Source organism: Streptomyces sp. NPDC056160 (assembly GCF_042268205.1).
GTDB lineage: Bacteria > Actinomycetota > Actinomycetes > Streptomycetales > Streptomycetaceae > Streptomyces.
Genome location: NZ_JBHJUW010000205.1, coordinates 1 through 11,468, shown reverse-complemented (window position 1 = coordinate 11,468; position 11,468 = coordinate 1). Strand labels below are relative to the sequence as shown.

9 protein-coding genes and 1 pseudogene are annotated in these 11,468 nt (G+C 70.0%); all 10 read left to right on the top strand.

Going from position 1 to position 11,468, the window contains the following annotated elements; genetic code table 11:
* The first annotated feature begins 195 nt into the window (after positions 1–195).
* The 10 genes and pseudogenes from ACFC02_RS39315 (at position 196) to ACFC02_RS39270 (ending at position 11,417) form a co-directional block, all read left to right on the top strand.
* On the top strand, positions 196–1,653 hold the full coding sequence (locus ACFC02_RS39315; RefSeq protein WP_376367278.1) for a bifunctional folylpolyglutamate synthase/dihydrofolate synthase: 1,458 nt from the start codon (positions 196–198) through the stop codon (positions 1,651–1,653).
* 6 nt (positions 1,654–1,659) lie between these two features.
* Positions 1,660–2,025: a DUF4233 domain-containing protein gene (locus ACFC02_RS39310; RefSeq protein ID WP_376367276.1), complete on the top strand. Its 366-nt coding sequence runs from the start codon at positions 1,660–1,662 to the stop codon at positions 2,023–2,025.
* A 55-nt stretch (positions 2,026–2,080) separates the two neighbouring features.
* Positions 2,081–2,494 carry a nucleoside-diphosphate kinase gene (gene ndk, locus ACFC02_RS39305; protein ID WP_360973550.1) on the top strand — a complete coding sequence of 138 codons (414 nt, stop codon included), beginning with the start codon at positions 2,081–2,083 and terminating at the stop codon, positions 2,492–2,494.
* Between the two features lie 337 nt (positions 2,495–2,831).
* Positions 2,832–3,851, top strand: a complete 1,020-nt coding sequence (locus ACFC02_RS39300; protein WP_037854464.1) for a rod shape-determining protein — start codon at positions 2,832–2,834, stop codon at positions 3,849–3,851.
* 163 nt (positions 3,852–4,014) lie between these two features.
* Entirely contained in the window at positions 4,015–4,974 is a 960-nt protein-coding gene (gene mreC, locus ACFC02_RS39295; protein WP_376367274.1) for a rod shape-determining protein MreC, read from the top strand.
* Positions 4,975–4,991: 17 nt separating this feature from the next.
* A complete protein-coding gene (gene mreD, locus ACFC02_RS39290) occupies positions 4,992–5,669 on the top strand; it encodes a rod shape-determining protein MreD (protein ID WP_360973546.1) in 678 nt (225 codons plus the stop codon).
* A 98-nt stretch (positions 5,670–5,767) separates the two neighbouring features.
* Positions 5,768–8,032 (top strand): penicillin-binding protein 2, encoded by a 2,265-nt coding sequence (gene mrdA / locus ACFC02_RS39285; protein WP_376367271.1) that lies wholly within the window; start codon positions 5,768–5,770, stop codon positions 8,030–8,032.
* Positions 8,029–9,228: a rod shape-determining protein RodA gene (gene rodA, locus ACFC02_RS39280; protein WP_376367269.1), complete on the top strand. Its 1,200-nt coding sequence runs from the start codon at positions 8,029–8,031 to the stop codon at positions 9,226–9,228. Before mrdA ends, rodA begins: the two co-directional genes overlap by 4 nt.
* 36 nt (positions 9,229–9,264) lie before the next feature.
* Positions 9,265–9,426: pseudogene (locus ACFC02_RS39275) on the top strand (pentapeptide repeat-containing protein); the annotation flags it as partial.
* A gap of 41 nt (positions 9,427–9,467) precedes the next feature.
* The gene (locus ACFC02_RS39270; protein ID WP_376367267.1) at positions 9,468–11,417 is read left to right on the top strand and encodes a TIGR03960 family B12-binding radical SAM protein; all 1,950 of its coding nucleotides are present in this window, start codon (positions 9,468–9,470) and stop codon (positions 11,415–11,417) included.
* The last annotated feature ends 51 nt before the right edge of the window (positions 11,418–11,468 follow it).

Here is an 11,468-nt window from a genome sequence, read left to right as displayed (position 1 = left end):
GGCTCCGGGGCCTTCGGGCGCCGAGTGGGCAGGGGGCACTCACCGCCCTGGCAGGGCGCAGCCCGCGCCCACGGGCGCCGCCCACCCGGCACGCATGCCCGCCGGGTGGGCGGGCCTACGTACACTGGCCCCGTGAGCGACCTCCCCCCGTACGACGACAGCGAGCAGCCCGACCCCCTCGACTCCTTCGACGAGATGATCGAGGCCGAGACCACCCGCGACCCCGATCTCGCGGTGATCGAGGCCGGCAGCCGCACCCTGCGCACCCAGGGCGGCCCGCCGAACGCCGATGTGCCCGCGCGTCCCGAGGACCCCGAGGTCGACAAGGCGCTGCGCGACGTCGAGGCGGAGCTGGCGACCCGGTGGGGCGAGACGAAGCTGGAGCCGTCGGTCAGCAGGATCGCCGCGCTGATGGACGTACTGGGCGAGCCGCAGCGGTCGTACCCCTCCATCCACATCACCGGGACCAACGGCAAGACCTCCACCGCCCGCATGATCGAGGCGCTGCTCGGCGCCTTCGAGCTGCGCACCGGCCGGTACACCTCGCCGCACGTGCAGTCGATCACCGAGCGGATCAGCCTGGACGGCGCGCCGGTCTCGGCCGAGCGGTTCATCGAGACGTACCGGGACATCGAGCCGTACGTGGGGATGGTCGACGCCGCTCAGGAGTACCGGCTGTCCTTCTTCGAGGTGCTGACCGGCATGGCGTACGCCGCCTTCGCCGACGCGCCGGTGGACGTGGCCGTCGTCGAGGTGGGCATGGGCGGCAGCTGGGACGCGACGAACGTCATCGACGCGGACGTCGCCGTGATCACCCCGATCGGCCTGGACCACACCGACCGGCTCGGGAACACCACGGGCGAGATCGCGGGGGAGAAGGCCGGGATCATCAAGCAGGACGCCACCGTGATCATGGCGCAGCAGCCGGTGGACGCGGCGCAGGTGCTGCTGAAGAAGTCCGTGGACGTCAACGCCACGGTGGCCCGCGAGGGGCTGGAGTTCGGCGTCGTGGCGCGGCAGGTGGCCGTCGGCGGGCAGTTGCTGACGCTGCGCGGTCTGGGCGGCGAGTACCCGGAGGTGTACCTGCCGCTGCACGGCGCGCACCAGGCGCACAACGCCGCCGTGGCGCTCGCCGCGGTGGAGGCGTTCTTCGGGGTGGGCGCCCAGCGCGCCGAGCCGCTGGACGCGGAGACCGTCCGCAAGGCGTTCGCGGCGGCCAGCTCGCCGGGCCGGATGGAGGTCGTGCGGCGTTCGCCGACCGTGGTGCTGGACGCCGCGCACAACCCGGCGGGCGCGCAGGTCACGGCGGAGGCGGTGCAGGAGGCGTTCGACTTCAGCCGGCTGATCGGTGTGGTCGGGGCCAGCGGCGACAAGAACGTGCGCGGTCTGCTGGAGGCGTTCGAGCCGATCTTCGCGGAGGTCGTGGTCACGCAGAACTCCAGCCACCGCGCGATGGACGCCGACGAGCTGGCCGCGATCGCCGTGGAGGTGTTCGGCGAGGAGCGGGTCCAGGTCGAGCCGCGGCTGCCGGACGCGCTGGAGGCCGCCATCACGCTCGCCGAGGAAGAGGGCGAGTTCTCCGGTGGCGGTGTGCTCGTCACCGGTTCCGTCATCACCGTGGGTGAGGCCCGACTGCTCCTGGGGAGGGGCTGACTTTCCGTGCGTACGCTGTGTTCCTCGACTCTGATCGGCGAGTTCTTCGTCATCGGCTTCGCCGCGCTGGTCGCGATGAAGGACCCCGGTCTGTCCATGTCGACCGTGTGGACGGTCAGCGGCATCGCGATGGTGCTGTGCGTGCTGCTGTGCGGGGTGCTGAGCCGGCCCGGCGGGGTGGCGCTCGGCTGGGCGCTGCAGATCGCGCTCGTCGCCTCCGGTCTCGTGGTGCCGGTGATGTACTTCCTGGGCGCGGTCTTCGCGGGGCTGTGGTGGGCGTCGGTGCACTTCGGGCGGAAGATCGACGAGGCGAAGGCGAGATTCGCGGAGCGGGCCGCGGAGGCCGGCTCCGCCTCGGCTGACGCTGTGTGACCGCGACCTTGTAGGGTCGTCCCACCGCACACCTGTACAGCAGAAGGAGTCCACCGTGACCCAGCGCACCCTCGTCCTCCTCAAGCCCGACGCGGTCCGTCGTGGCCTGACCGGCGAGATCATCAGCCGTATCGAGCGCAAGGCCGGCTGGCAGATCACCGCGCTGGAGCTGCGCTCCCTGGACCAGGACACGCTGGAGCAGCACTACGGTGAGCACAAGGGCAAGCCGTTCTACGAGCCGCTGGTGGCGTTCATGGCCTCCGGTCCGGTCGTGGCCATGATCGTCGAGGGCGAGCGGGTCATCGAGGGTGTGCGTGCCCTGGCCGGTCCGACCGACCCGATCGCCGCCGCGCCCGGTTCCGTCCGCGGGGACTACGGTGTGATCGTGCGGGAGAACCTGATCCACGCCTCCGACTCCGAGGAGTCCGCCGAGCGCGAGGTGAAGATCTTCTTCCCCGGCCGCGGCTGACCCGGACCGCCGGGTCGCCGCCGGGCTCCGGGCGCAGGCTCCGGTTCACGCTTTCTGACGTATCGTCAGTTCATCGTTCCGTCTGACCTGGGCGGCCGTGGAAACCCGGCCGCCCAGCGGCATACCCGGTGCCGATCGGGGGAACGCGTGCCCCCGATGGCCCGTCTCCACAAGCGAGGCGGTACGCCATCTGCTGACAATGGCGGAGACCCTCGCGCAGTGTTCGTGCAGGCGCGTTTACGATGGAAGCCTTCACGTCACAGCACCCACCTCGCCGTACCTGAAATGCCCTCAAAAGCTCCCAGGGAAGGCCAGACGAATCCTGATGGGGAACTCAATGTCGTTCATCGGCCGTGACATGGCTGTCGACCTCGGGACCGCCAACACGCTGGTGTACGTCAGGGGTCGCGGGATCGTACTCAACGAGCCGTCCGTCGTCGCGATCAACACGAACACCGGTGGCATCCTCGCGGTCGGCGCCGAGGCGAAGAAGATGATCGGGCGCACGCCCGGCAACATCGTCGCCGTGCGCCCGCTCAAGGACGGCGTCATCGCGGACTTCGAGATCACCGAGCGGATGCTCCGCTACTTCATCCTGAAGATCCACAAGCGGCGGTACCTGGCTCGTCCGCGGGTCGTGGTCTGCGTCCCCTCCGGCATCACCGGCGTCGAGCGCCGCGCGGTCATCGAGGCCTCCTCCCAGGCCGGCGCCCGCCAGGTGCACATCATCGAGGAGCCCATGGCCGCGGCCATCGGCTCCGGCCTGCCGGTCCACGAGGCCACGGGCAACATGGTGGTGGACATCGGCGGCGGCACCACGGAGGTCGCGGTCATCTCGCTCGGCGGCATCGTCACCGCCCAGTCCATCCGCGTCGCGGGCGACGAACTGGACAACGCGATCATCCAGCACGTCAAGAAGGAGTACAGCCTTCTGCTGGGCGAGCGCACGGCCGAGCAGATCAAGATCACGATCGGCTCCGCGTACGAACTCGACGCCGACGAGCACACCGAGATCCGCGGCCGGGACCTCGTCTCCGGCCTGCCGAAGACCGTCGTCATCTCGGCCGCCGAGGTGCGCAAGGCCATCGAGGAACCGGTCAACGCGATCGTCGACGCCGTCAAGACGACCCTCGACAAGTGCCCGCCGGAGCTGTCCGGCGACATCATGGACCGGGGCATCGTGCTGACCGGCGGCGGCGCGCTGCTGCGCGGCCTGGACGAGCGGCTGCGCCGGGAGACCGGCATGCCGATCCACATCGCCGAGGACCCCCTGGACAGCGTGGCGCTCGGCTCCGGGAAGTGCGTCGAGGAATTCGAGGCGCTGCAGCAGGTACTGGACGCCCAGCCGCGCCGATGAGGCGACTTTTCGATTCCGCCGTACGAGATGATCTCCTCTCGTACGGCGGATCGTTGATATAGAGGCATAAGCTCCCGCAAATGGGCCCCTTGGGTTTGCGCTTCGCCACCGGCGCTCACCGGGGCCACCCGAATTCCTACGAGGAAGGGCACGGCCGCCGCACGTGAGGGACACGAAAGAGAGCCGGCTGCTCCTGGTGCTGCTGATCGCCGTAGCGTTCGCGCTGATCACGGTGGACATCCGCGGCGGGGAGAACTCCCCGGTGGACGGCGCCCGACGCGCCGCGGCCACCGTCTTCGGCCCGATCGAGAACGGTGTGTCGGGCGCGGTGGACCCGGTCGGCAACGCCGTCTCCGCGATCCGCGACTCGGGCGACCGCCACGACCGGCTCGCCACGCTGGAGAAGGAGAACGCGGCGCTCAAGGCCAAGCTCGGCAGCGGCGACCGCAACCGCAGCCGCCTCAGCCAGCTGGACAAGATGCTCAAGCTGGCCGGCGAGGGCCAGTACGGCATCAAGGGCGCCCAGGTCATCGCCATAGGAGCCGCGCAGGGCTTCTCCTGGACCATCACCATCGACGCCGGCTCCAACGACGGCATCCGGCGCGACATGACCGTCCTCAACGGCGACGGCCTCGTCGGCCGCGTCACCACCGTCGGCCCCGACTCCGCGACCGTCCTGCTCGCCAACGACCCCGATTTCACCGTAGGCACCCGTATGGAGGGCAGCGACGAACTCGGCTTCGCCTCCGGGCAGGGCGACCGCCCGATGCGCGTCCAGCTCCTCAACGGCAAGGCGGAGGTGAAGAAGGGCGACCGGCTCATCACCTTCGGCTCGCAGTCCGACAAGCCGTTCGTGCCCGGCGTCCCGGTCGGTGTCGTCTCCCGCGTCGACCCCTCCGGCGGAGACCTGACCCGCACCGTCTACGTCACGCCGTACGTCGGCTTCAGCAAGCTCGACGTCGTCGGCGTCGTCGTCCAGGCCCCGAAGAAGGACCCGCGCGACGCGGTCCTGCCGCCCAAGCCCAAGCCGACCCCGACGCCCACGGTCACCGTGACGGTCACCCCGTCATCGGACGCCGGCGGCAGCCCCGACGCGCAGTCCACCGACGGCCAGCAGCAGTAGGAGCGAGAAAAGTCCCCATGCGTCTCAACCGGATCCTGCTCTCCACCGTGCTGGTCGTCGTCGCCCTGGTGATCCAGGTGAGCGTCCTGGCCCGGCTGCACCTGCCGGGCGCCGTCCCCGACCTGCTGCTGCTCACCGTGCTCGGCCTGGCCATGGTCTACGGTCACGTCGGCGGCTGCCTCGTCGGCTTCGGCGCCGGACTCCTGGCCGACCTCGCCCCGCCCGCCGACCACGCCGCCGGGCGCTACGCCCTCGTGCTGTGCGTCATCGGCTACCTCGCCGGACTCATCAAGCCCGAGACCGGACAGGTCAAGTCGGCCACCGGCCCGATGGCCGTGGTGGTCGCCGCCGCCATCGGCTCCACCCTGCTCTACGCCGGGGTCGGCGCCCTCGTCGGCGACACCGCCGCCCGCCACGTCGGCCTGCCCGGCCTGCTGATCAGCGCCGCCGTCTACGACCTGCTGCTCGCCCCGTTCGTCGTCCCCGGCATCATGGCGCTCGCCCGGCGCGCCGAGAACGACCCGCTCGCCGAGGCCGGTTCCGCCTCCAAGAAGGCCGACATCTCCTCCGGCTGGCTCTCCTCGGGCACCGGACTGCGCATCGGCGGCCAGCGCGGCGCGCTCGGCGGCCTGAAGACGAAGGCCCGCAACCGCTCCACCCGGGTGGGCCGCATCAAGGGGGTCAAGCGCCTGTGACGGCACGGCGGCCGAACGGCGTCCGGTCACCCGGCTCGCCCGGGCACGACACGTACGCGCACAGCTCATCCGCACTCTGAGAGGGGGAGGCAGCACCAGTGACCAACATTCCCGAGACCGGCCGGACCCCACGGGTCCAGACCCGGCTCGTCGTCATCCAGATCCTCGTCCTCTCCCTGCTCGGCACCCTCGGCGGCCGACTGTGGTACCTGCAGATCCGCGAGGGCGCCCACTACCAGAAGGAGGCGTCCGGCAACCACGTCCAGCAGGTCGTCCAGCCCGCCACGCGCGGCTCGATCCTGGACGCCCGCGGAGTGCCCCTCGCCGACAACGAGACCCGCCTGGTGGTCTCCGCCTCCCGCACCGACCTGCTCAAGCAGAAGGACGACGGCAAGGCGGTCCTCACCAAGCTCGCCGGCGTCCTCGGCATGGACCCGCAGGAGATACTGCAGAAGGTCCGGCTCTGCGACGCCAAGACCCCGCAGCCCTGCTGGAACGGTTCGCCCTACCAGCCCATCCCGATCACCGACGAGGCCACCCCCAAGCAGGCCCTGCAGATCCGCGAACGCGCCGAGGACTTCCCCGGCGTCACCGCCGAACCCGAGGCCGTGCGCCGCTACGCCGGCGCCGGCAAGTCCAACACCGCGCAGGTCCTCGGCTACCTCTCACCCGTCACCGACGACGAGATCCAGAAGGCCAAGGACACCCCCTCGCCCTACCTGCGCTCCGACATGGTCGGCCGCTCGGGCCTGGAGCGGCAGTACGACAAGGAACTGCGCGGCAAGGCCGGCGTCACCCGCTACGAGGTCGACAACCTCGGCCGGGTCATCGGCAAGGCCAGGTCGGACGCCGCCGAACCCGGTTCGAACCTGGTCACCAGCATCGACGCCCGCGTCCAGCGGGTCGCCGAGTACGAGCTGGACAAGGCGATGAAGACCGCCCGCCAGCAGTACGACAGCATCACCGGCACCAACTACAAGGCGGACTCCGGCGCCGTCGTCGTCATGGAGGCCAAGACGGGCCGCGTCGTCGCCATGGCGTCCGCGCCGACGTACGACCCCAACGTGTGGGTCGGCGGCATCTCCGCCAAGGACTACAAGGCGCTCACCGGCAAGGACTCCGACTACCCGCTGCTGAACCGCGCCATACAGGGTCAGTCCGCGCCCGGCTCGACCTTCAAGGTGGTCTCCACGGCCGCCGCGGTCCAGGCCGGCTACGACTTCAACGGCGCCTACCCGTGCACCAGTTCCTACTCGGTCGGCGGGCAGACCTTCAAGAACTTCGAGGGCGAGAACTTCGGCGACATCACCCTCGGCCGCGCCCTGGAGGTCTCCTGCGACACCGTCTTCTACGGTCTCGCGGACAGCGAGTGGAAGAAGGACGGCGGCATCAACCCGAAGAAGGGCAAGCCCAAGGACTGGTTCTTCAAGACGGCCCACCAGTTCGGCCTCGGCAAGGAGACCGGCATCGACCTGCCCAACGAGGTCACCGGCCGCGTCCCCGACCGCCAGTGGAAGCAGCGGTACTGGCAGGCCAACAAGGACGCCTGGTGCAAGTCCGGCAAGAAGAACGGCACCTACGTCGAGAAGATCGCCTACGAGAACTGCCTCGAAGGCAACAAGATGCGCGAAGGCGACGAGATCAACTACTCCATCGGCCAGGGCGACACCCTGCTCACCCCGATCCAGGAGGCCGTGATCTACGGCGCGATCTCCAACGGCGGCACCATGTACACCCCGACCATCGGCAAGGCCGTCATCAGCCCCGACGGCAAGCACGTCACCGAGATCAAGCCCGAGTCCCACGGCAGGCTGCCCATCACCAAGGCCACCCGCGACATGATGGACCAGGCGCTCGCCGGCGTCGCCACGCGCGGCACCGCCGCCTGGAAGTTCAACGGCTGGCCGCAGGACAAGATCCCGCTGCACGCCAAGACCGGTACCGCCGAGGTCTACGGCAAGCAGACCACGTCCTGGCTCGCCACCTACACCAAGGACTACACGGTCATCATGACCATCGCCCAGGCCGGTACCGGCTCCGGCGCCTCCGGTGAGGCCGTGCGCAACATCTACAGCTCCCTGTACGGCGTGCAGGCCGACGGCTCCGTCGACGACAAGAAGGCCCTGCTGCCCACCCCGCAGAAGAACCTGCCGGCGATCCAGCCCGACGGCACCATCCCCGCTCCCAAGATCCCCGGCGACCCGGCCAAGGACCAGGAGAAGATCGCCAAGCAGGTCGCCGAGCAGGGCAACACCACGGCCCCCGACAACCAGCAGACACCGGCCACCACCAACACGCCCACGGGCAACCGCAACACGCGCAGGCGTGCGCGCCGCAGGGGAAGCCGGAGGACCACCGCATGACCGGCGCGAACAACTTCTCCGTCCCCGGGTACGGCCCCCAGCGGGCCGGCTGGACCCGGCTCCTCGCCCGTGACTCGGTGGTCCGCCGCCTGGACTGGCCGATACTGCTGTCGGCGCTCGCCCTCTCCGGGATCGGCACCGCCCTCGTCTTCTCGGCCACCCGCAACCGGACCGAGATCAACCAGGGCGATCCGTACTACTTCCTGATCCGCAACCTGCTGAACACCGGCATCGGGCTCGCCCTGATGATCGGCACCGTCTGGCTGGGCCACCGCACGCTGCGCAGCGCGGTCCCGATCCTCTACGGCGCCTCGCTCTTCGGCATCCTGCTGGTGCTCACCCCGCTCGGCGCCACCATCAACGGCAGCCGCAACTGGATCGTGCTCGGCGGCGGCTTCTCCATCCAGCCCTCGGAGTTCGTGAAGATCACGATCATCCTCGGGATGGCGATGATGCTCGCCGCGCGGGTGGACGCCGGTGACAAGGAGTACCCCGACCACCGCACGGTCCTTCAGTCCCTGGGCCTGGCCGCCGTACCGATCCTGATCGTGCTGCTCATGCCCGACCTCGGCACGGTCCTGGTCCTGGTGGCCATCATCCTGGGCGTGCTGCTCGCCTCCGGCGCCTCCAACCGCTGGGTGTTCGGCCTGCTCGCCACGGGCGCGGCCGGCTGTATCGCCATCTGGCAGCTGCACATCCTCGACGAGTACCAGATCAACCGGTTCGCGGCCTTCGCCAATCCCAGCCTCGACCCGTCCGGCGTCGGCTACAACACCAACCAGGCCCGCATCGCCATCGGTTCCGGCGGCCTCACCGGCGCGGGACTCTTCCACGGCTCGCAGACCACCGGCCAGTTCGTCCCCGAACAGCAGACCGACTTCGTCTTCACGGTGGCGGGGGAGGAGCTCGGTTTCGCCGGCGCGGGCCTGATCATCGTGCTGCTCGGCGTCGTCCTGTGGCGCGCGTGCCGCATCGCCCGCGAGACCACCGAGCTGTACGGCACCGTCGTGGCCGCCGGGATCGTCGCCTGGCTCGCCTTCCAGGGCTTCGAGAACATCGGCATGACGCTCGGCATCATGCCGGTCACCGGCTTGCCCCTGCCGTTCGTCTCCTACGGCGGCTCGTCCATGTTCGCGGTCTGGGTGGCGGTGGGCCTGCTCCAGTCGATCCGGGTGCAGCGGCCCATGTCGGCGTAGGGCGCCGGACCCACCGGCCCCGTTCTCACCGGCGCCGTTCTCACCGGCGCCGTTCTCACCGGCGCCGTTCTCACCGGCGCCGTTCTCACCGGCCCCGTTCTCACCGGCCCCGTTCTCACCGGCGCCGACCCCGCCGCGGGTCGGCGCCGGCCCGGTCCCGTGCCGCGGCCGTTCGGGGCAGTCCTCCGGCCGGGTTAGGCTTGAGGGTCACCCCTGTCAGCTCACGAAAGTTCCCCGCGATGACCGTCGAGTCGGTTTTCCCGCAGCTCGAAGCCTTGCTCCCGCATGTGCAGAAGCCGATCCAGTACGTGGGCGGCGAGCTCAACTCCACCGTCAAGAGCTGGGACGAGTGTGACGTCCGCTGGGCGCTCATGTACCCGGACGCCTACGAGGTCGGCCTGCCCAACCAGGGCGTCATGATCCTCTACGAGGTGCTGAACGAACGCGAGGGCGTCCTCGCCGAGCGCACCTACAGCGTGTGGCCCGACCTCGAGGCGCTGATGCGCGAGCACGGCGTCCCGCAGTTCACGGTGGACAGCCACCGCCCCGTGAAGGCCTTCGACGTGTTCGGCCTGTCCTTCTCCACGGAGCTGGGCTACACCAACATGCTCACGGCCCTGGACCTGGCCGGCATCCCCCTCCAGGCCAGGGACCGCACGGTCGACGACCCGATCGTCATGGCCGGCGGCCACGCGGCCTTCAACCCCGAGCCGATCGCCGACTTCATCGACTGCGCGGTCATCGGCGACGGCGAGCAGGCGGTCCTTGAGGTCACGGAGATCGTCCGCGCCTGGAAGGCCGAGGGCCGCCCAGGTGGCCGTGAGGAACTCCTCTTCCGCCTGGCGAGGACCGGCGGGGTCTACGTCCCCGGCTTCTACGACGTCGAGTACCTCCCCGACGGCCGTATCGCCCGCGTCGTGCCCAACAAGTCCGGCGTGCCGTGGCGCGTGTCCAAGCACACCGTGATGGACCTGGACGAGTGGCCCTACCCCAAGCAGCCCCTCGTCCCGCTCGCGGAGACCGTCCACGAGCGCATGTCGGTGGAGATCTTCCGGGGCTGCACGCGCGGCTGCCGCTTCTGCCAGGCCGGCATGATCACCCGCCCCGTGCGCGAGCGCTCCATCACGGGCATCGGCGACATGGTCGACAAGGGCCTGAAGGCGACCGGCTTCGAGGAAGTCGGCCTGCTCTCCCTGTCCTCCGCGGACCACAGCGAGATCGGCGACATCGCCAAGGGCCTCGCCGACCGCTACGAGGACGACAAGATCGGCCTCTCCCTGCCCTCCACCCGCGTGGACGCCTTCAACGTGGACCTGGCCAACGAACTGACCCGCAACGGCCGCCGCTCGGGCCTCACGTTCGCCCCCGAGGGCGGCTCCGAGCGCATGCGCAAGGTCATCAACAAGATGGTCTCCGAGGACGACCTGATCCGCACCGTCGCCACGGCCTACGGCAACGGCTGGCGCCAGGTCAAGCTGTACTTCATGTGCGGCCTGCCCACCGAGACCGACGACGACGTCCTGCAGATCGCCGACATGGCGACCCACGTCATCGCCAAGGGCCGCGAGGTCTCCGGCTCGGGCGACATCCGCTGCACGGTCTCCATCGGCGGTTTCGTCCCCAAGCCGCACACCCCCTTCCAGTGGGCCCCGCAGCTCTCGGCCGAGGAGACGGACGCCCGCCTGACCAAGCTCCGGGACAAGATCCGCGGCGACAAGAAGTACGGCCGCTCCATCGGCTTCCGCTACCACGACGGCAAGCCCGGCATCGTCGAGGGCCTGCTCTCCCGCGGCGACCGCCGCATCGGCGCGGTGATCCGCGCGGTCTACGAGGACGGCGGCCGCTTCGACGGCTGGCGCGAGCACTTCTCCTACGACCGCTGGATGGCCTGCGCGGACAAGGCGCTGGCCCCCTTCGGCGTTGACGTCGACTGGTACACCACCCGCGAGCGCTCCTACGAGGAGGTCCTGCCCTGGGACCACCTGGACTCCGGCCTGGACAAGGACTGGCTCTGGGAGGACTGGCAGGACGCCCTCGACGAGACCGAGGTCGAGGACTGCCGCTGGACCCCGTGCTTCGACTGCGGCGTGTGCCCCGCCATGGACACCGGCATCCAGATCGGGCCCACGGGCCGGAAGCTGCTGCCGCTGACCGTGAAGCAGCCCGCCGGGAGCGGACACACGCACTGAGCTCCGGTGAGCGGCAGCGGGCCGGCCCGCCACCGAAGTGGCGGACCGGCC

Excerpts from the sequence above, each read along its gene's own strand:
- ACFC02_RS39315 (WP_376367278.1), top strand. The coding sequence starts at position 196 with ATGATCGAGGCCGAGACCACCCGCGACCCCGATCTCGCGGTGATCGAG.
- ACFC02_RS39300 (WP_037854464.1), top strand. The coding sequence starts at position 2,832 with ATGTCGTTCATCGGCCGTGACATGGCTGTCGACCTCGGGACCGCCAAC.
- mreD (WP_360973546.1), top strand. The coding sequence starts at position 4,992 with ATGCGTCTCAACCGGATCCTGCTCTCCACCGTGCTGGTCGTCGTCGCC.
- rodA (WP_376367269.1), top strand. The coding sequence starts at position 8,029 with ATGACCGGCGCGAACAACTTCTCCGTCCCCGGGTACGGCCCCCAGCGG.
- ACFC02_RS39270 (WP_376367267.1), top strand. The coding sequence starts at position 9,468 with ATGACCGTCGAGTCGGTTTTCCCGCAGCTCGAAGCCTTGCTCCCGCAT.